This window comes from Pantoea sp. 9140 (genome assembly GCF_000745295.1).
In the GTDB taxonomy this organism is placed as follows: Bacteria; Pseudomonadota; Gammaproteobacteria; order Enterobacterales; family Enterobacteriaceae; genus Pantoea; species Pantoea vagans.
In genome coordinates this window covers 50358-70812 of the sequence record NZ_JQNO01000001.1, presented here as the reverse complement: position 1 = coordinate 70812, position 20455 = coordinate 50358, and the positions used below count along the sequence as shown (strand labels likewise).

Annotated in this window: 20 protein-coding genes; 10 read left to right on the top strand and 10 right to left on the bottom strand. The window is 53.3% G+C overall.

Translation table 11 applies throughout. The features are described from left to right. Nucleotides 1-9 precede the first annotated feature (9 nt). The 5 genes from FA92_RS00305 to FA92_RS00285 are packed head-to-tail and all read left to right on the top strand — an operon-like array spanning nucleotide 10 to nucleotide 5261. Nucleotides 10-498 carry a nucleoside 2-deoxyribosyltransferase gene (locus FA92_RS00305; RefSeq protein WP_159053821.1) on the top strand — a complete coding sequence of 163 codons (489 nt, stop codon included), beginning with the start codon at nucleotides 10-12 and terminating at the stop codon, nucleotides 496-498. Beyond that, the gene (locus FA92_RS22300; RefSeq protein ID WP_051926430.1) at nucleotides 488-1570 is read left to right on the top strand and encodes a thymidylate synthase; all 1083 of its coding nucleotides are present in this window, start codon (nucleotides 488-490) and stop codon (nucleotides 1568-1570) included. Before FA92_RS00305 ends, FA92_RS22300 begins: the two co-directional genes overlap by 11 nt. 16 nt (nucleotides 1571-1586) lie before the next feature. Further along, nucleotides 1587-2819 carry an MFS transporter gene (locus FA92_RS00295; RefSeq protein WP_072008939.1) on the top strand — a complete coding sequence of 411 codons (1233 nt, stop codon included), beginning with the start codon at nucleotides 1587-1589 and terminating at the stop codon, nucleotides 2817-2819. Continuing rightward, a complete protein-coding gene (locus FA92_RS00290; protein WP_051926428.1) occupies nucleotides 2803-4068 on the top strand; it encodes an ATP-grasp domain-containing protein in 1266 nt (421 codons plus the stop codon). The genes FA92_RS00295 and FA92_RS00290 overlap by 17 nt, the downstream gene beginning before the upstream one ends. Beyond that, nucleotides 4065-5261 carry an ATP-grasp domain-containing protein gene (locus FA92_RS00285; RefSeq protein WP_033781610.1) on the top strand — a complete coding sequence of 399 codons (1197 nt, stop codon included), beginning with the start codon at nucleotides 4065-4067 and terminating at the stop codon, nucleotides 5259-5261. Before FA92_RS00290 ends, FA92_RS00285 begins: the two co-directional genes overlap by 4 nt. Before the next feature lie 256 nt (nucleotides 5262-5517). Here the strand turns inward: FA92_RS00285 and FA92_RS00280 are convergent, their stop codons facing one another. The 3 genes from FA92_RS00280 to FA92_RS00270 form a co-directional block, all read right to left on the bottom strand. After that, nucleotides 5518-6687 (bottom strand): Gfo/Idh/MocA family oxidoreductase, encoded by a 1170-nt coding sequence (locus FA92_RS00280; RefSeq protein ID WP_033781608.1) that lies wholly within the window; start codon nucleotides 6685-6687, stop codon nucleotides 5518-5520. A gap of 10 nt (nucleotides 6688-6697) precedes the next feature. After that, nucleotides 6698-7615 (bottom strand): TIM barrel protein, encoded by a 918-nt coding sequence (locus FA92_RS00275; protein ID WP_033781606.1) that lies wholly within the window; start codon nucleotides 7613-7615, stop codon nucleotides 6698-6700. Between the two features lie 150 nt (nucleotides 7616-7765). Beyond that, on the bottom strand, nucleotides 7766-8791 hold the full coding sequence (locus FA92_RS00270) for a LacI family DNA-binding transcriptional regulator (RefSeq protein ID WP_013359852.1): 1026 nt from the start codon (nucleotides 8789-8791) through the stop codon (nucleotides 7766-7768). Between the two features lie 341 nt (nucleotides 8792-9132). Here FA92_RS00270 and FA92_RS00265 point away from each other — a divergent pair, with 341 nt between their 5' ends. The 4 genes from FA92_RS00265 (at nucleotide 9133) to FA92_RS00250 (ending at nucleotide 12463) form a co-directional block, all read left to right on the top strand. Then, a complete protein-coding gene (locus tag FA92_RS00265) occupies nucleotides 9133-10176 on the top strand; it encodes a Gfo/Idh/MocA family oxidoreductase (protein ID WP_033781604.1) in 1044 nt (347 codons plus the stop codon). Between the two features lie 18 nt (nucleotides 10177-10194). Then, nucleotides 10195-11073, top strand: a complete 879-nt coding sequence (locus FA92_RS00260; RefSeq protein ID WP_003855643.1) for a sugar phosphate isomerase/epimerase — start codon at nucleotides 10195-10197, stop codon at nucleotides 11071-11073. A 218-nt stretch (nucleotides 11074-11291) separates the two neighbouring features. Then, on the top strand, nucleotides 11292-12158 hold the full coding sequence (gene yghU, locus FA92_RS00255; RefSeq protein WP_033781603.1) for a glutathione-dependent disulfide-bond oxidoreductase: 867 nt from the start codon (nucleotides 11292-11294) through the stop codon (nucleotides 12156-12158). 11 nt (nucleotides 12159-12169) lie between these two features. Further along, nucleotides 12170-12463, top strand: coding sequence for a DUF1330 domain-containing protein (locus tag FA92_RS00250; RefSeq protein WP_013359848.1), 294 nt, complete (start codon nucleotides 12170-12172; stop codon nucleotides 12461-12463). A 385-nt stretch (nucleotides 12464-12848) separates the two neighbouring features. On the opposite strand, the gene FA92_RS00245 is transcribed toward FA92_RS00250, so the two are convergent. The 4 genes from FA92_RS00245 to FA92_RS00230 form a co-directional block, all read right to left on the bottom strand. Continuing rightward, on the bottom strand, nucleotides 12849-13163 hold the full coding sequence (locus tag FA92_RS00245) for a hypothetical protein (protein WP_013359847.1): 315 nt from the start codon (nucleotides 13161-13163) through the stop codon (nucleotides 12849-12851). Nucleotides 13164-13254: 91 nt separating this feature from the next. After that, entirely contained in the window at nucleotides 13255-13554 is a 300-nt protein-coding gene (locus FA92_RS00240) for a hypothetical protein (protein ID WP_033781602.1), read from the bottom strand. Nucleotides 13555-13889: 335 nt separating this feature from the next. Further along, nucleotides 13890-14981: a YncE family protein gene (locus FA92_RS00235; protein ID WP_033781601.1), complete on the bottom strand. Its 1092-nt coding sequence runs from the start codon at nucleotides 14979-14981 to the stop codon at nucleotides 13890-13892. A 264-nt stretch (nucleotides 14982-15245) separates the two neighbouring features. After that, entirely contained in the window at nucleotides 15246-16184 is a 939-nt protein-coding gene (locus FA92_RS00230) for a LysR family transcriptional regulator (RefSeq protein ID WP_033781600.1), read from the bottom strand. Nucleotides 16185-16248: 64 nt separating this feature from the next. Between FA92_RS00230 and FA92_RS00225 the strand changes: the two genes are divergently transcribed. Then, nucleotides 16249-17319, top strand: coding sequence for a tartrate dehydrogenase (locus FA92_RS00225; protein WP_033781598.1), 1071 nt, complete (start codon nucleotides 16249-16251; stop codon nucleotides 17317-17319). Nucleotide 17320: 1 nt separating this feature from the next. Here the strand turns inward: FA92_RS00225 and FA92_RS00220 are convergent, their stop codons facing one another. The 3 genes from FA92_RS00220 to FA92_RS00210 all read right to left on the bottom strand — a co-directional run bounded on the left by FA92_RS00220 (nucleotide 17321) and on the right by FA92_RS00210 (nucleotide 20443). Then, complete coding sequence (locus FA92_RS00220; protein WP_033784478.1) at nucleotides 17321-18652, bottom strand: glycoside hydrolase family 28 protein; 1332 nt, start codon at nucleotides 18650-18652, stop codon at nucleotides 17321-17323. Nucleotides 18653-18755: 103 nt separating this feature from the next. Next, on the bottom strand, nucleotides 18756-19571 hold the full coding sequence (locus FA92_RS00215; protein WP_013359842.1) for a carbohydrate ABC transporter permease: 816 nt from the start codon (nucleotides 19569-19571) through the stop codon (nucleotides 18756-18758). Further along, on the bottom strand, nucleotides 19571-20443 hold the full coding sequence (locus FA92_RS00210; RefSeq protein ID WP_013359841.1) for a sugar ABC transporter permease: 873 nt from the start codon (nucleotides 20441-20443) through the stop codon (nucleotides 19571-19573). The genes FA92_RS00215 and FA92_RS00210 overlap by 1 nt, the downstream gene beginning before the upstream one ends. Nucleotides 20444-20455: the final 12 nt, after the last annotated feature.

The following is a 20455-nucleotide window of genomic DNA, read 5'->3' as shown; positions in this document are numbered from 1 at the left end:
AGAATTATCGTGAGTGAATTAGTACATACCCTTTCGCCTGAAAATGTAATTGATAATGGATTAGTTATCTATTTTGCTGGTTCAATCAGAGCCGGACGGGATGATGTTCCTGTTTACGCGAAACTGATTAATAAGCTCAAGGAATACGGTAAAGTTATTACCGAACACGTGGGTGATTACAGTTTATCTGATGGCGGTCAGTCTTTCCTGAGTGACACATTTATTCATGACCGTGATTTGCACTGGCTGCGCCATTCTCAGGTGGTTGTCGCTGAAGTCACCACACCAAGCCTGGGCGTGGGTTATGAAATTGCAACTGCAATCAGTTGGCGCATTCCTGTTATCACGCTCTACAGAAAAAATGAAAAAAGTGTTTCAGCCATGATATCTGGCAGCGATGGATGTCGCCATTATGACTACCAGCAGGTTGAAGATGCGTTTCAGATTATCGAAAGTGAAATGGCGAAATTAGGCTACGAGGTCATCCATGAATCGTAATATTACGCATGCGCTGGTTAATACCGTAAATAACATCATGATAAATGGTAACGATGTTGGTTCACGCGATCAAGAGCAACGAGAAGTTCTCTCCACATTAACCAAAATCAGCCATCCCACAGAGCGATTTCTGGTATTACCCCACAGAAATAACAACGTTTTTGCGCAGGTTGCAGAAACGATGTGGGTACTCGCTGGACGAGATGATCTGCACTTCCTTAAACATTATCTTCCTCGCGCAGAGGAATATTCGGATGACTCCCTGACCTGGCGAGCAGCCTACGGCCCCCGGTTACGCAAATGGAAAGGGAAAGTAGACCAGTTGCAGGGAGTGGTGAATCGCCTCAGAGAAGATCCTCTGACAAAACGTGCAGTAATGAATATCTTCGATCCTGAAACGGATTATCAGGAGACAAAAGATGTTCCCTGCAATAACTGGCTGCACTTCATCCAGCGAGGCGGTTATCTTGATTTACATGTTACCGTCCGCGCGAATGATGCCATCTGGGGATTCAGCGGCATCAATTTCTTTGAGTGGAGCGTTTTACACGAAATTATTGCTAATACGCTAGGGTGGAAGGTCGGAAAGTTATCCTGGTATGTAGGCACATTCCATATCTATAACCGTCATTACTCTACTGCAGAAAAAATCAGCAGCATGAAGAACCCGGTAAGCATGTACGAATGTCAGATTAACCCGACCAAAATAACCACTCGCGCAGAAAACATTGATGAAGTGTTAGCCATGGTTTTTCAGGCTGAAGACGCTTCACGAAATGGCAACTTTAAAAAATCGTCTGAGATCGAGAAGAACATAGCCGATCCTTTTTTCAGAAAGGCCGCGACCTTGTTGAAAATTTATAATGCGCTGCAGCTAAATGTCGATCGGGACATTATCAGTAATTACCTCAAGGAGCTGGGTAACAGTGACTTCCACGTTGCCGCACTTGAATATCTGAGCAGGAAATGGAAATCACCGGAAACACTTGCGGCAATCAGCACTATTTCAAATGAATTTTATCAGGCATTTACCTCGATGAAGAACCCGGTAAATAGCAGCTTAATCACTTAGTTTTAAAGGTCTCTGCGTGAAAACCACATTAAAAATTTCAGTGCCCAATATAAAACGTTCCAGACTATTTGTTGCATCGACAATATTAAATGCAACGGGTGGTGGATTGATCATGGCGTTTATGATGATCTACTTCGACAGAACGACAACGCTTACGCTCTCAATAATAGGCGTAGCTATTGCTACAGGTCGCGCCCTTTCCTCTTTAGTACCTGTCCTGATTGGAAGGTTACTGGACAGGCTCGGTCCTAAAAAACTGTCGATATGGGGCGATTTTATTAGCGGCGTGGGTTTTATCATGTGTCTTTTCGCCAGAGACTCTTTAACCATAATGCTGACGCAGTTTTTTACCCAGGCGGGATCGCATATTTTCTGGACGAGCAACCGAGGGCTGGTTTCACTGGCTTCGGGTGGGAAAGGAACACAAACCTGGTTCGGACTCATTGCGTCGATCAGGAATATTGGCCTGGGATTGGGCACAATATTTACTTCACTGGCTTTTTCTGTTGATTCTGATAGCAGTCTGCATTTTATCATCATCGCGTCGGCATCACTTTACTTTCTATCCTGCCTGGCACTTTTGATGTGGCATCCTGTAGCCGTGCAGACGGTAAACAACACCCATAAAAAAGCAGAAAGTCATAATATAAGAAAAGTGTTGAGCGACCCCAGCTATCGCCAGCTTCTGATAGTCAATTTTGGCTTAGTCATTGCTGCAATGGTTATTCCGCTCGTAATTGTTATTTATGCCACTCAACAACTTGGCCTTCCTGCTTTTTTCTCAGGCGGCCTGGTGATTTTAAATACGGCGATTGTGGCGCTAATCAGCACCCATATAGCATCATGGACAAAAGAGAAAGACTCTGTTCAGAACATAAAGCATGCTTATTACCTGAATATTCTTTCATTCATTATTTTCTGGTGTGCCAGCATAACTGTAAGCAATCAGATATTAACCGGCGGACTGTTAATTGTTGCGATGCTGATTTACAGCCTTGCGGAAATGTTATCCACGCCGTCGGTTAACATGCTAAGTATAAAACTCGCCCCGGAAGTCAATAATGGAAATTACATGGCTGCCTTTCAGATGACCTGGTCGGCAGGAATGACGCTGTCTCCGGCAATTTTTGGCTGGCTACTGGATATGAATACGCATTCAACGTGGATAGTACTGCTCTTACTGACCGCAGTCACTTTTGGTCTGGGATTCAGAAATTTAAAAGGAGGAGTTAATGAATACAACTATTAATGGAAATAAAAGCATACTGGTTATTGAGCCGATCGGTATGGGAGGAGAGCTGCTTCTTAAGGCAATACGCGCACTGGGTTACCATTCAGTCGTCGCCACCACAAAAGAAGTCTATACCTCCATGCTGCAAGAGGTCTCCGGCATGATTGATGACCTCATTTTTCTGGACTTTTCAGTGCGCCAGCAGGCCATTGAGACGCTGGTCAGCGAAGCGAATAAGAAAGGCGTTTCCGGGGTGGTGGTCGCCTGGGAGTTCCTGACAGATATCGCAGCAGAAGTCGCACAAAGGCTCAATCTTTGCGGTCCGGATGCCTCGCTTTCCAGAGCCAGAAGAAATAAATATGACATGTACCGCACACTGTCTAAGGCAGAGTGTCCGTTACCGGCACTGCTGGCGGTATTAACTGACAAGCATGATGTGCATCAGCTTCCTCTGGAAGAGCTGGCGTTTCCTCTGGTGGTCAAACCTGCTGAAAATGCAGCCTCCTTTGGCGTTTCAGTGCTGATGGAGAGCGAAGAGTTTCCTCAGGCATGTAAAGACGCATCACAATGGACACATGAATACCCACACGGTATTCCTTTCAGCAAAGAAATTCTGGTTCAGGAATATATTCCCGGCCAGGAGTTTAGTGTTGAAGGCCTTTCCGTGTCAGGTCGATATGCGCCCTGGGGTGTGACAATGAAGTTCACCACGCCCGGCAAAGCGCGTGCAGAAACCGGACACATTTTCCCGGCGCCTGTTCCTGACGCTTTACGCGATGAGATTCTGAACGTTGCCGCTCAGGCGGTTATTGCCCTGGGCATCACGAATGGCATAAGCCATACCGAAATCAAATTAGACAAAGAAGGAAAGCCACGCGTTATTGAGAGCTGTTCACGGCCAGCAGGTGACTATATTCCTCGTCTTGTCGCCCTTTCCACCGATCAGGACCCTCTTGAAATCTATGCCCGCCAGGCAGTCGGCAGGCTGGATAGTGATTTCAAACCTGCCGCGCCTAAACGTTATTGTGCCATTCAGTTTATCCGGCCTGAAGCCGAAGGCGTTTTAAAGCAGCTTGAAATTCCCTCCAGGCTGGAAAATGCATCCGTCATTGAAACCCGCTCTACAGTTAGTGAAAATTCGCCGGTAAAACCGGGCTCTACAAATATTGAACGTCTGGGATGGGCCATTTTTACCGCTGATTCTGAGCAGTCGATACTTTCGGCTATGGATGAATTTTCACAAAGTACCAGGGTCTCTATCGTATGAGTGATTTTCCTGTACTCTGCATCCGCTCGCTGGATATAAGCCAGGCATCACCCTTTCTCGAAATGGCCTGGGAAACGATTAAAAGTAAGCATAGTGATTCAAGACTGCTGCTCAAAGATCAGCCCCACTCTTCGTCTCCGATGAGGCCTGATGCCGCAATTGACGATGCTCAAAGTGAGCTTCAGTCGGCTTCCGTCAGCCACGTTATTTCCTGGTCCATTCCAAATGAAAGGACCATTGAAGACATCACTTTGTTAGAAGGCGTCAGCGCGGTCCCTGGCCCGATTAATGCTGTGTATAAGCTCTCCGATAAAAGAGCAACCAAAATGCTTTTTGAGCAATTCGCCCTTCCTACACCGCGCTGGGAACTTCTGGACCGCGAATTTACGCATGGGGAGCTTTTAAAACCGGGCTGCAGAGACAAACTTGAGCATGAACTGGTCAGCCATATCGCTTTTCCCGTCATTCTGAAACCCCTATGGGATTGTATGGGACATGGTATTGAGATCATCAGTAACAAAGACCAGCTGATCAAGACGCTGAGTCAGAATCAGCGCAAGAACATTTTAATTGAGTCCTTTATTGATGGTGCGCTCGGTTGTATAGAAATTGTTGGTACGCCGGGGAATTACTTTTTCCAGCCTCCCTGCTATACCGGCCAGAGTTCACAGGGAGTTCGCTCTGATTTTGATACGATACGAGTCTGTCATCCTGGTCTTTTCAGCAAACAGTTAACCGGCGAAGTCCAGACAAAACTGATCCTTTTATTAAATCACCTGGGTTTCAGCGGTGTCTGCTGTGTCGATTTTATTGTGACGGAAGACAGCCTTTATCTGCTGGAAATTAACCCACGGATTAGCGGAATCAGTTGTCTGGGCTCAGCAGCAAGTGGCGTCAATTCATTTGAGTCAACTTACCTTATTTCTGCGGGTCGATGGCAGGCGCCGCTTCCTTATCAAAGTCGTCAGGGAGCCGCTCTGCAACTGGGTGGGAAATATGCAGATGAAATCAGTCCTGTTATTCGCGACGAAGGCAATAACGTCACGGTTTACCGTGATAACGTCATCACGGTTGACGAAAAACAGTCGCGAAATATGATTGCCGGCGGAACGATCAGCAGCATTGAGAACGTGTTGCAGTCTGTTCAGCATAGCTCGCTAAGCTTTATTGCTTCAATGTTACGCATGGCTTAGTCCCGCACAGTATTGCCTGACATAATCAGGAGCAGGTCTCCCTGGCGTCTCGTTTTACAGGCTGATACATCCGGGATAATAAGTTGATAATGTCGTGTGGAGGCAATCATCCGGTCAGGATGTTTTTGTCCTGCCTGTTACGGCCCTTTTCAACAGGTGATAATTAAAACGTCAGCGGCAGTGCGGCGTTCGCACAATGTGACTCCGCTTTCCTCAACCCGTCTCTGGCGGGCTGAGGTTTTGTCTATCACGCCCGCTACCCTTCCACCCACTCTGCACCCGCATCCGCTGATTTTACGCACTGCGCCACCCAGCGCACGCCCGCTAATCCGGCATGCACATCGGGATACCAGAAATCCTCCAGGAAAGCGGTGTCACGGCGATCGGTGGCATCCATCGCCAGCGCAAAGCGGCGATAGAGATTCGACCAGGCTTCGAATAACCCTTCCGGGTGCCCGCCGCCAATACGATCCTCTTCCAGCGCGCGCGGGTTAAGGTAGCCCATGCCGCGCTCCAGAATGCGAACCGGCTCACCCTGCACCTCGTAACGCAACTGGTTTGGCTGCTCATCCCACCACTCCAGACTGGCTTTCGATCCGACCACGCGAATTTTCTGCCCATGCATGGAACCTGCATTCACCGCCGAGGCCCAGAGCGTACCCACCGCGCCGTTGTCATACTCCATCATCACAAAGGCGTTATCCTCCAGCGGCGCACGCGAGGCGACAAAACTCTGGCGCGAACAGAGCAGACGCGTCACCTTCAGCTGGGGCAACATCGTTTCGGCGATAAACAGCGGATGCGTCGCCAGATCGCCTAACACGTAACTCGGGCCGACAAAGCGCGGATCCACCCGCCAGCGAGTGCTTTCACTCTGCAACTCCACCGCCTCATTATGAAAGCCGTGAGCAAACTGCATATTTACAATGCGGATCTCACCCAATATGCCTTCAGCGATCATCTCTCTGGCCTGATGAATCAGCTGATGCCCGGCATAGCCGTAGGTTACGCCCACAATCTTCTGCTTCTCCCGGCTAAGCTGCTCCAGCTCATCGGCCTCTTCGACCGTAAAACAGAGCGGCTTCTCGCACACCACATGCAGCCCGGCATTCAGCGCTGCGCGACAAATGGCGAAATGGGTATTGTTTGGCGTGGCGATCGACACCGCTTCAATGCCATCTTCGCGCGCCGCTTCTCCGGCGAACAGGCTGGCGTAGTCGGGATAGCAGCGTTCAGGTGCCACACCCAGCGCCTGACCAAACTCGCGGCCGCGCGCCGCGTCGATATCAAACGCCCCCGCCAGCAATGCAAAATTGCCGTCACGTTGCGCCGCCGAACGATGGATATAGCCAATCTGGCTGGTGCCGCCGCCGCCGATCATGCCCCAGCGTAGCGAGCGGTTAACTGCTTTTTTACCGTTAATCATGCTGTTGTCCTCAGAATCCTGTTGATCGGAGATAGTCCAGGCTGGCTTTCACATCCTGCAGGCTGGTGTCGGCATGACGCGGATCGCGCTCCTGTTCGATGGTGATCCAGCCCTGATAATGACGTTCAGTCAGCAGGCTGCGCACCGCCGGATAGTCGATTGCGCCCTGCCCCAGCGGACACATCACCCCCTGCGCACAGGCAGTGAAAAAGTCGAGTCCCTGCGAGAGGGCATCACGCCAGACCGGCTGATTAACGTCTTTAAAATGGAGATAGTCGATACGGTCCCAGTACTGCTCCAGCGAAGCGACCGGGTCCATGCTGGCGTAATAGAGATGACCAGTGTCCAGGCACAAACCGGCGACCTGATGCGGAATATCACTGACCAGCTGTGCCAGCTCATCGGCAAACTCAATGCAGCCGCCCGCATGCGGATGGATTACCGGCCGCACGCCATACTCCTGCCAGGCGATCTCACTCAGAATGGTGATGTGCTGCATCATGCGCTGCCAGTCGTCAGCGGAAAGCCGTGGCGCTTTTTCAGACTGACCGGCATATTTCGCCCGCTCCGGATTACTGAAATCAATGATCACCAGATAAGGCGCGCTGGCACCGGGCGTTTTAGTCGCAACAGGTACGCTGGACAGCGTGCGACACAGATTGTGGGTCAGCGTCACCAGCGCCGGAAAATGCGCCTCACTGACCAAATCATCGAAGATCGTGCCTGCCACCAGCGAAAGCTGATGCGCATTAAGCTGCCGGGTCAGTTCAGCGGCATCGGTTGGCAGATAGCCCCAGGGGCCGAGTTCAATACTGGGATAGCCGGCCTGCGCGGCTTCGGTCAGGACTTTCTGCCACGGCGGCAGAAAGGGATTAGCGGGATCATCCACGCCCCAGCTACAGGGGGCATTTGCAATATGAAAGGTCATGATATCTGCCTGTGCAGTGAAAACTGCTGGCAGTATCAAATAAAAATTTCATCTCAGACAACTATGAAAGTTTCATTTTTTGATAGAGATCGCGTTTAAAAATCCCATTAAATGATAGATTACTATCAAATACTGACTAACCTGTTCTTTCTACAGGTTTTCACGCGTTACGATCTCAAACGGTACGGTCACCTGTGCAAAATGGTCAGGCTGATCCATCCGGCTGCTGAGACAGGTAGCGATCACCGCCTCCGCCATCGCATCAATACGGTGCCGCACCATCAGCGTGATGGTGCCATCAATCAGCGCCAGTTCATCGCCAGGCAGCGGGCCGTGGCACAGCAAATCAATCTGCGTGCGACCGCTCTCACGCAGCGCCTGTATCACGCCCTCTATGCCGCCACAAGGCGCATAAATCATGACCAGATCATCGTGGGCTTCCAGCAGTTGCCGGGTCGCCTGATAGCCTCCTTCACCCGACTCATGCGTTTTTAACGGTTCCAGTACCCGTTGACTGATGCCCGACTCGCGCAGATAGGAGCGGAAACTGATTTCGCTGCTCTCCTGGCAGGTGAAACGGTGGTCGCCCAGCAGCACACCGACACATCCCGGCTGACGCAGGAGATGCTGTGCCATCCAGGCCGCAGTGCGTCCTGCTTTCTGATTATCGATGCCAATAAATCCGGCATGGTCGCAGGGCGAAAAATCGGAGAACAGTGCGTAAACCCGCACACCCAGCCGTGAAACATCCTGGATTGCGTGACGGATCAGCGGGTGATCCAGCGCCACCAGAGCAATCACATCGCTGCGCTGTGCCAGCTGACGCAAGGAATGCGCGACGGCTTCAACCTCGTGGATATCATGCCAGCAGAATTCAGGTTCGCTGCCCTGTGGCTGCTGCGCCCTGAGCTGCTGTTTCAGCGCCTCGCCCAGCTGCTGATAAAACGAGTAGCGGGCAGGCAGCAGGATAAAGCTCACGCGGAGTGCGGCTGCAGCCAGTGGCGCGGTGGTCTGGCTGTGTGCCTGGGTCAGGCGATAGCCCAGTTCACGGGCCGCAGCCAGCACCTTCTGCTCGGTCACACTGCGTACCGGCGCACGGCGGTTCAGCACCCTGTCTACCGTCGCCACACCCACGCCCGCCGCCTGCGCAATGGCCGTCATCGTCACTTTTGACATCACCCTTCTCCTGCTTTTCCTGTTCCCGTTAACTGACGGCTACGTCTTTATGTTCTGTTGTTTAAAACAGCACTACTTTATTGCGACAGGGTATCGCGACAGGGTCATTTCCTCTCATTTATTTGATAGAAAATCAGAGCTAATTTTGATCTTCCTCTCAAAATGAAACATCCATTTCTTTCTGTGTTCTCTTTAAAACGTCTATTTGCTAAAACGGGTAAAAATCCCGCGTCGATCCGGTTGATGGGATCACATCATCAAAAGGTTAGAGCGGCGACGGTGAGCTTTTTATAGTGGAGACCTGAGCCCCCCCAGCCTGCACGTAAAAAAGGAAAAAAGTAATGTTCCCATCAACGCTTCCGGCTCCACGCATAACCGATTCCCGTCAGGTTCCGCAACTGCGCTGGGGCATTATCGGGCCAGGCTGGATCGCCGACCATTTTGCTCATGCGCTGCGCCAGCATACTCACCAGCAGATCACCGCGGTGGCTGCGCGCGACCCGGCAAAAGCATGGGCCTTTGCTGACAAATGGTCAATCGGCCATGCCACAGGCGACCTCAATGCGATGCTGGCGCGGGATGATGTGGATGCGGTCTATATCGCGACACCCCACAATCACCATTTTCCCGATGGCCTGCGCGCGATTGCCGCCGGAAAGCATCTGCTGATCGAAAAACCGCTGGCGCTGAATGCGCAGCAGGCGGCTCAGCTTAAACAGGCTGCGGCTGCCGCCAATCGGCTCTGTATGGAGGCGATGTGGTGCAACTTTGCGCCGAAGTATGACGTCATTCGTCAGCTGCTGGCGGATGGCGTACTCGGTGACGTCCACACCCTGATTGCCGATCACGGTGAGTTTTTCACTCCGGATCACCGCATCTTCAATGCCGATCTGGCGGGCGGTCCGATGCTCGATCTCGGCAGTTATCTGGTGGCGCTTAGCGTGTTTGCTGGCGGCGGTGCGCCTGACACGATCGTCGCCCGTGGTCAGCTCGTCCCGGATGGCCGCGTCAACGGTCAGACGTCGATGCTGTTTACCCATCAGCACGGCATGCAGTCGGTGCTGAATACTACCCTGTTCAGCAACACGCCCGGCTGCGCGGTGATTGCCGGTCGCGACGCTACGCTGGAGCTGGCAGGCCAGTTCTATGCACCCGGTAATTTCACGCTTACTTCCAGCGATCGGCGTCATCGCCTGCAGTGGCAGGAACCCACTAACCGCTATGAACAACTCTGTCATGAAATTAACCACTTCGCCTGGTGCGTCGGCCAGAACCTGATCGATTCACCTGTCCATTCGCTTGACCAGGCGATCATCACCCTGGCCGCAATGGACAACGTCAGGCAGCAGATCGGCGTGACCTTCAACGAAGAACAGCAACCTTAATGTGCCCGGAGCAGAAAGATGAAAATCGCTTTTGATGTGGATGTGATTAAAGACTTAGGCATCACCCGAATGGTTCATCAGGTGGCCGACTGGGGCTACAAATATATCGAACAGTCGCCGCATCCGCAGATCAACCCGTTTTATAAACATCCCAAAGCCAGCCGTGAGATCATCACCGAGTATAAGAATGCATTGAGCGCCACCGGGCTGGAAATCTCTTCTTTTATCGTGGTCTATCGCTGGTCCGGCCCGGATGAGTTGCGTCGTCAGGCGGCGGTAAAGAACTGGAAGCGGATGATTGAGATTGCGGTTGAGATGGGTGTGCAGGTCATTAACACCGAACTCTCCGGCACGCCTAACGAGCCGGAAATCTGTGAAGAGATGTTCTATCGCTCCATGGAAGAGCTGTTGCCGATTATCGAACGTGAAGGTATCCGCGTCGAAATTCAGGCGCATCCGTGGGATTTCTGCGAAGAAAACAATGAAACGGTGGATATCGTGAAGTCGTTCCGTAGCGATAACGTGAAGTATATCTACAGCGCGCCGCACACCTTCTTCTATGACAAAGGCAAAGGCGATGTGAAACCGATGCTGGAGTATGCCGGTGACGATCTGTCGCACATGCTGATCGCCGACACCATGAACCATACGAAGCACTGTCGCTACATCGTCAACCCGCCAGGGGTGGATGCCACCATTCACCAGCATGTCGGCGTAGGCGAAGGCGAAGTGGACTTCGATACCCTGTTTAAAACCCTTCGCGACACCGGCTTTGCTACCCGCACGCATAAAGTGGGCGGTGAACCGATTATCGCAGCGTCACTGTTTGGCTACCCGGAAAAGATGAAGGTGCAGGCGATTGAAACCCGCGAACTGATTGAACGCGAACTGCTGTAAACCTGCCTGCCGTGCAGCCGTTGCTGGCTGCACGGTTATGTCCGCGCAGGACAAACATCGCCCCGTCTGACACACTTGTAAGCACTTTTCCGCTAAGCCGCTCCCCGCCTGACCTCGGCCCGTCGCAGTATGGCCTCGCGCAGCCAGCAGAGTTAAACCGCCTTCGCAGCACCTGCTACACTCCAGACCAATACCACACCATAAGGCGAACTTTCATTATGTCGGAAAATGCATATCAGCCCGCAAAAGTCTGGACCTGGGACCCTGAAGCCAAAGGTAACGGCGCTAAAACTAATCGTCCGTTCGCTGGTCCCACCCATGAGAAAGCGTTGCCGGTCGGCAAACACCCTCTGCAGCTCTATTCGCTCGGCACGCCTAACGGCCAGAAAGTCACCATCCTGCTGGAAGAGCTGCTGGCGCTTAACGTCAAAGATGCCGAGTATGATGCCTGGCTGATCCGTATCGGCGACGGCGACCAGTTCTCGAGTGGTTTTGTCGACGTGAACCCGAACTCAAAAATCCCGGCGCTGAGCGACCACTCGGCAACACCGCCGATTCGGGTATTTGAATCAGGCAATATCCTGCTCTATCTGGCGGAAAAATATGGTTACTTCCTGCCGAAAGATATCGCTGGCCGCACTGAAACGCTGAACTGGCTGTTCTGGCTGCAGGGCTCAGCGCCTTACCTTGGTGGTGGTTTCGGCCATTTCTATCACTACGCGCCAGAAAAAATTGAGTACGCCATCAACCGCTTCACGCTGGAAGCGAAGCGTCAGTTTGACGTGCTGGATCGCCAGCTGGCCGATAACCGCTATCTGGCCGGTGATGACTACACTATCGCCGACATCGCCACCTGGCCGTGGTACGGCAACATGGTGCTCAACGATCAGTATGGCGCAGCCGAATTCCTGGATGTGCAGTCCTATAAAAACGTGGAGCGCTGGGCGAAAGAGATCGCACAGCGTCCTGCCGTCATCCGTGGCCGCAAGGTTAACCGCGTTATGGGTGACCCGGCCGATCAGCTGCATGAGCGTCATGATGCAGCCGATTTTGACATTAACACTGAAGATAAACGCCAGGCGTAAAGGAGCCCACAATGAGCGCATATGTAATCTTTATTCGCGACAAAATTACTAACCCTGAGGAATTCGCTATTTATGGCGAGAAAGCGGGCAAAGCGCGCGGCGACCATCCAATTACGCCGCTGGCGTTTTATGGACAGCTTGAGACGCTGGAAGGACCGGAAGCGGACGGCGTTGTCGTGCTGGAGTTTCCGACGGCTGAAGCAGCGCACGGCTGGTATGACAGCCCGGAATATCAGGAAGCGAAACAGCACCGCCTGAAAGGTGCGGAATACCGCGTGGTGCTGGTTCAGGGTGTAGAGCAATAATAGCGTAATGTTAATGTGAAAAAAGTAAGCCGTAGCCCGCAAGGTACGGCTTTTTAACCCGGCCGTCAGGAGAATCATTTCCGATTAATACTACCGACATCTTTCCTCCTTTCCTTATGTTAACATTGATGACTCATCTGAAACCTTACGCTAAATTTTAAATCTGCATAAAAATAAAAATTAACAGACCATTAAATTTTCTGCTGGCAAAACACTGCCATTCATAAAAAAAACTCTGTAGCCTGCTTTGCCACAGAGTTTTGATTAACCCCCTTAATCATAACAACGTTAAAGACTTTTAATTAACACCATTACAATGTAAGCAAAGGCGGATTTAAAAAATAACACCATTGGATGGGCGGGGGCTTAACAGCAACTTATCAATTTAGACGATGGCAGCGCTGCCGTTGGTGCCATAATTCTGACGGAAGTCAGCAGCATACGCGGAAACGGTGTCTTTGCCCCATAGCGCGCCCATCACGGCACCTACAACCGGACCGATAATGCCGCCCAGGATAGCGCCGACACCCTGAGCAATAGGACCGAACACGGCGCTACGACTGGCACTGCCGCCTACGGTAACGCCCGTCGCCAGACCTTCGAGCAGACCCCACATAGCACCTTCAGCAGCGTCACCCAGAGAAGCCACTAATGTACCACCGCTTACGGTTTCCATTTCAATCAAAGATAATTCACGCATGATTAATTTCCTTTTATTTAAAATAAGTATTGATAAAAACACTTCATTAAAAAGTATTTTTAATGAAGAGGGTATGACGCAACGCTTGCAGTTAGCTGGCGTATTGCTTTCTGAAGTCAGCCGCATACGCTGCGACTGCGTCTCTGCCAACCATTGCGCCCATAATCGCGCCCGCTATTGGGCCAATAATGCCACCTAATATCGCTCCGACTCCCTGTGCGATAATGCCGAATACTGCATCACGGCTTGCGCTTCCACCGACGGTAACACCGGTTGCTAATCCATCCAGCGCCCCCCAGACAATACCTTCAAAAAAAGCGTTAACCTCATTGGCAGTCGCTACAGCACCACCACTGACGACACTAATTTCATATTTTTTTAGTGTTCTCATTCTTTAACCTCGACTGATAACTGTAGGTTTTATAGCACTGCTATTTCAGGAGGTACAAACCTCATTGATTTAATACAATACCTTAGATACTAACCTGAAGAAATAGTAAAAACATCCATTTTCAGGATACATATAACTTTTTCGTTTTATTTGTTCATATAAAAAAAGGCCACATCTTAAAAAGTCCTGATTCATTTCTAAAAATAAAACCTGCTTTAAGAAATTATATTTTAAAAGTTAATTTTATGTGGATTTTCTCGAGTTGAATTAATTAAATATAACATCACATCCATAATGGGATATATTCAGGCGGCCGAAGCCCCCCATTATTTATCTTAGTTGAGTTGAATGCGCGCTACGCCATCCAGCCCCTGACTGCTGTGATCGCTATTAAAGCCCTGCTTCAATGTCACGAACAGCGTCTGCCCGTCCGGTGACACCAGCAGGCTGTTCGGGTGACTATCAAATGACCAGCTGTTTTTCACTTCATAGGTCGTGCCATCCAGTTGCAGCACCTTCTTCGAGTCGCGCTGGCTGATATAAATCTCATTGCGCTTGCCATTAAACTTAATCCCCATCGAATCAGCCGGATCCAGACGCTGAATCAGCTTGCCGCTGCGCTCATCAAACACCAGAGTGTTTTTCGCCTTAGAATTATCCGTGACAAACAGGCGGCCCGTCGCCGGATCCTCTGCCATGTTCAGGAACTGAGTGTTCTGCCCGTCACCGGCTGTCAGACGCTGTTCGATCCTGTGATTACGTGGATTGATCACCAGGATTTCGCCGCTGCCGTTCGCCGCGTAAATCCGGTCGCTGACCGGCGAGAAGATAATGCCTGTGACCCACTTCCCGGCATTTTTAATCCGGGTTTTCAGGGTCAGCGTTTTGGTATCGACCACCCAGATCACAGCCGGATCGCCTGTGCCGCCGACATAGAGCAGCCCGTCATGCAGAAAGATTTCACGCGTGCCAACAGGTAACTCTTTCTCGTTTTTGTCGTCAAACATCAGGCGCTTCAGCACCTTTCCGTTCTCCGGATCAATCTTCGAGATACCGCCGTCCAGTGAGTTGGCGGCGTAGAGTGCGCTGCCGTCCGGCTCGCTAATCAGCCCAAAGTTTTTCAGGTCGAAATGCCCCGCCCCGGTGCTCTGCAGCGTGGTGCCATCAAGACGGTAGATCATCCCGCCGCTGATATCCTTACCTTCCGGCGCACTGGCGACATAGAGCGCGTTTTTCGCGGGCAGATAAGCCATCTCATACAAACCTTCACCCAGCTCGCGCTCAATCAGGTTATCGGGGCTGGAGGGCTGCATCACTACGGCGCCGCCATCGACTTTTTTCACCGCGGTCTGGCATGCCGTCAGGCTGAAGGTGATGACCACCGCCAGTGCGAGTGCCGTTTTACGCGGGCTGAACAACGCTTTCATGCTTAACTCCCCTATCGACCTGCTCTCCCGGCTGGCCGCAATGCAGAGGGCAGGCAGGGAAGAAAATGAATGAGAATCATACGCAGCAGAAAAAAGGCTGTAAACGCAGCGGCAGCCTGAAGCCACCGAATCAGCTTAATACGGTATGTTGATTGTCCACAGGCGCTTTTTCACGCACGCCAGTCAGTCAGTCAGTCAGTCAGTCAGTCAGTCAGTCAGTCAGTCAGTCAGTCAGTCAGTCAGTCAGTCAGTATAAAAACATGATTAATCAACCGATTGCAGATTGCTCTGCAGAAACGCCACAAACGCGATGATGCGTGCCGGCAGCTGGCGCTGCGCCTGCCAGACCGCAAAAATATCGCCATCAGGTGCCTGCCAGTCGGGTAAAACATGCAGTAACTCGCCTGTTGCCAGGCTGTGCTGCGCGTCCCACCAGGAACGCAGCAGAATGCCATGCCCATCCATCGCCAGCCGCATCGCCACTTCACCATCGTTGGTGATCAGGCTGCCGCGCACTTTCTGGCTGATGCTCTGTTCGCCGCTGGTCAGCCGCCACAGGGTAAAATCGCTGTCGTGCTGGCGCAGCAGAATACAGTTGTGCTGCGCCAGATCGCGCACCGTAACGGGCAGGCCGTGGCGGGCAGCATAGGTGGGTGAGCAGCAGAGGATGCGTGGATTCGTGCGCAGTTTACGCGCCACCAGCCGTGAGTCCGGCGGTTCGCCGACGCGGATATCAATGTCCATGTGCGCATCCAGAAAATTAAGCGGCTGGCTGCTGAGCTGCAGTGAGAGTGAGAGTTCCTGATGCAGCGCAGCAAAGGCAGAGACACAGGGCGCAATATGGCGACGGCCAAAACCAAATGAGGCGTTGATGTTAAGCGTGCCGCGCAGCTGAGCCGTTTCACCGCTGACTGCCTCCTCCAGCGCCGCCAGCTGATCCAGCAACGGGCGCGCGCCCGCCAGATAACGGCGGCCTTCCGGCGTCAGCTCCAGCCGTCGCGTAGTGCGGCGCAGCAGTTGCACACCAAGGCGCTGCTCCAGCTGGCTCAGACGTTTGCTTACCGCCGCCAGCGACAGGCCCAGTTCGCGCGCCGCCGCAGTCAGACTATCCAGTGCGGCCAGGCGAACAAAGAAGGCTAAGTCATCGGTGGAGGTGCGGGATTCTCTACTTTGATTCAACAATGGATTGCCTTTCAGGCTCATTATTTCCCCGGAATCGACAGTTATACTGCGTACACAATTCGAACATCAACCGGAAAGGTGCCCTGTGACTGACAAAATCCACCGCATTGCTGTGATCCCTGGCGACGGCATCGGCAAAGAAGTGATGCCGGAAGGCGTCCGCGTAATGAATGCGGCCGCAGAGAAATTTAACATTCCGCTGCGCTGGGAGTGGTTCGATTACGCCAGCGCCGACTACTGGCAGCAGCATGGCAAAATGCTGCCTGACGACTGGTTCCCGCAACTGAAAGCCTTTGATGCGATCTACTTTGGTGCGGTCGGCTGGCCCGATGTGGTGCCCGACCACGTTTCGCTGTGGGGTTCGCTGCTGCAGTTCCGCCGGGAGTTTGATCAATACGTTAATCTGCGTCCGGTACGACTGATGCCAGGCGTCAAAGCGCCGCTGGCGAATCGTCAGCCCGGCGATATCGACTTCTATGTGGTACGCGAAAACACCGAGGGTGAATACTCCAGCGTTGGCGGCACCATGTTCCCCGGCACCGACCGTGAAGTGGTGATTCAGGAGACGGTGATGACGCGCACCGGCGTCGATCGCATCCTGAAGTTTGCGTATCAGCTGGCGCAGAGCCGGCCGAAGAAACACCTGACCTCCGCCACCAAATCCAACGGCATCGCCATCACCATGCCTTACTGGGATAGCCGCGTCGAAGCGATGTCCCGCCAGTTCCCCGAGGTTCGCGTCGACAAATATCACATCGATATTCTCACCGCCAACTTCGTGCTGCACCCGGACTGGTTTGATGTGGTGGTCGCCAGCAACCTGTTTGGCGATATCCTCTCCGACCTCGGCCCGGCCTGTACCGGCACCATCGGCATTGCGCCGTCCGCCAATATCAATCCGGAAGGCCTGTTCCCCAGCCTGTTCGAACCGGTTCACGGTTCTGCGCCCGACATCGCTGGCAAAGGTGTCGCCAATCCCATCGGTCAGATCTGGTGCGGGGCGATGATGCTGGAACACCTCGGCTACAAAGCCGCGGGTGATGAGGTGTTAGATGCGATTGAACGCACGCTGGCGGCGGGACAGCATCTGACGCGCGATCTCGGCGGCAGCGCCAGCACCGGACAGCTTGGTGCCGCCATCGCCGCCGCGCTGTAAATCAATCCGGCAACTGCACCACACACTCAGGGTGCCAGCCTGGCGGTAGCGGCTCCGGACGTGTTATCACCAGGCTTTGCAGTTGCAGGTTCTTTACCCCACGCGCGAACAGGCCCGGCAGTCCGCCGGGATAGCGCTCTACGCCAAAGGCTTCGCCAGTTTTCAGGTCAAGTTTGTAGGCGTTATCCAGCCCCATGCCGGTCGGTGAGTCCGGGTTACAAGGCGGCCGCACGTCATAGTGTCCCTGTGTCATCGGCGACACGCTCTGCCGCATCTGCAGCTGGCTGATCACCACATCACGTATCCAGCCGGGTTCAGCCGCATGCAGGTTAATCGCCCCTTCTGCCACCCCCGTCAGATTACTGAACTGCACCTGCTCCACAATGCCAGGCGTGATGGCGGGATCGCGGCGGCGCACCGAAATATGCAGCGGATCGGCTTTACCCCAGTGACAGGGCGGCGCGTGGTGACAGGCGAAGGTCAGGTTGCTGAACAGCAGACGCCGCATCGCGCCGCCGTCACGCGACAGAATGCCGATGCCGCGGTTGGAATCAAAAATGGTGCAGCCGGTTACCGTGACATCTTCGACGTCATCCCAGGTTTCGGTGCCGATCTTAAAGGCGCAGCTGTAGCTGCGCAGCAGGCAGTTGGTGATCATAATCTGCCGCGCCGGACGCCGCAGCGCGGCCGGTTTATGGGTGGTTTTAATGCAGATGGCATCATCAGCGGCGCTGAGGTAGCTGTTGCTGACAAACACGGCTTCGCAGCTGTCGATATCCAGCGCATCGGTATTCGGCATGGTCATCGCATTGTCGATGGTGAGGTGGTCGATATGCACATGGCGACAGCTCACCAGATGCACTGTCCACATCGGTGCCTGCACAATGGTAAAAGCGGTGAGCGTCACCTGCTCGCAATCCTCAAACACAATAATGCGTGGCCGGTCGGCACGCGGCAGACGATAGCCCTGCTCATCCCGCTCAGCGGCAAACCAGGCTTCACCCTCGCCATCGATGCGACCGGTGCCGCTGATGATGATATTGCGCTGGCCCAGCGCATAGAGCAGCACGTTGTGGGACTTTTCCGCGCAGCTCAGCGCCTGCACCGCCTGGTAGTCGGCCAGCCGCGGACTGGCGATCAGCACCGCACCTGCTTCAAGGTGCAGTTCAAAATCAGAGGGCAGATTCAGGCAGCCGCTGCGATAACGTCCGGCAGGCAGCGTCAGACGGCCACCGCCTGCCGCCGCAATCTGATCCATCGCGCGTTGCAACACGGCCGTGTCCGGGGTTTCGCCATCGGCGACAGGGTGAAAATCAGCAAGGGAAAGGTGCATCATGCGTCTCCCGCAGGGTTGAGGAGGAGGAATTGCAGCACGACACGGCGCGGCAAACCTTTGTCTGGCCGCCAGTGCGCCGTTTCGTGCGGGACATCACAAATTACTTAACGGCCCCTTCGGTGACGCCGCTGATAAACTTGCGCTGGAAAATCAGGAACACCACGATCAGCGGCATAATCACAATCATCGCGCCCGCCATCAGCACCGGAATGTCGATGGTGTTTTTGTTCTGGAAAAACATCATGCCAATCGGCAGCGTGCGCAGCTCATCCTTGTTAACCAGAATCAGCGGGATTAGGAACTCATTCCAGGTCCAGATAAACAGCAGCAGCCCCAGCGTTGACAGAGTCGGCCAGATAGCGGGCACCAAAATGCCCCACAGAATTTTGACGCGTGACGCGCCATCCATCACCGCCGCTTCTACCAGCTCTTTCGGCACCTGCTGAAACGCGCTGGCGATCATCAGCGTGGTAAAGGGCAGCGACAGGGCGATTTGCGGCAGGATCAGCGCCAGGTAGGTGTTGGTCAGCCCCATCCAGCGCAGCTCGTGATAGAGCGGAATGATAAAGGCTTCGCTCGGCAGCACCATCCCCAGCGCCAGCATCGCCCCGATGACTTTTTTACCGGGGATTTTCAGCCAGGCAAAACCGAACCCGGCCAGAATGCCGAGCAGCACGCTGAACAGCACCACCGGAATGACCACCAGCACAGAGTTCAGGAAATAAACGTTAAAGTGTCCCTGCTGCCAGGCGGTCACGTAGTTTTTGAAATTCAGCGAGGCGGGCAGCGTGAAAACACCCTGAAACAGCTCCATCTGGGTTTTAAACGAGGTCATCAGCGCCATCAGAAACGGCAGAATCGTCATCAGCGCCACGATCCAGATCAGCGCGCGTGAAATTACCGGCGTGCTTCGCATCAGTAACGCTCCTTCAGGGCCAGATGGATCAGATAGTTAATCCCTAAAACAATAATCATGCTGAACACCGCTACCGATGAGGCGTAGCCAAAGTAGTGCAGGTCAAAGCCCTGCTTATACATAAAGATGTTGGTGACCATGGTGGAGGTGCCCGGCCCGCCCTGGGTCATCACATAGACCAGGTCAAAGGCTTTCAGGCTGGCGATCACCGTCAGCAGCAGGGCAATCCGCAGCTCAGGACGCAGGCCAGGCAGCGTGATGCGCATAAATTTCTGGCGACGCGATGAGCCATCCAGGTCGGCGGCTTCCAGCAGTGAAGGGTCCATGCGCTGCAGGCCCGCCATAAACAGTACCAGACAGAAGCCAAAGAAGTACCAGGTGGCGACCAGACCGACAGCGGGCAGCGCCCAGGTAAAATCACCCAGCCAGGAGAGCGCCAGCTGTGGCAGGCCGATCGCGCGTAATATCTGGTCGATCGGGCCAAACGCCGGGTTATAGAGCCAGCGCCACACCACGCCCAGTACCGCCATCGGCATGATGTAGGGCAGGAAAAAGAGAATGCGCAGTACGCTGCGTTCGCTGTTGTTGCGCGTGTCATAGAGAAAGCTGCAGAGCAGCAGGCCGACGCCAATCGGCAACAGGGTATAGAACAGCATCAGGATGGCGTTATTGCCCAGCGCAATCCAGAACACCGGATCGCTGAACATCCGCAGATAGTTGCTGATGCCGCTAAACACCGGCAGCGAGGTGCCGTCCCATTCGGTAAAACTGATGCCCAGCGAGGCCAGCAGCGGGAACAGCAGAAACACCGCATAGACCAGCACCGCAGGCAGAACATAGAGAAAATTACGCCAGCTGCTTAAATTCAACATAACCCTACTCGT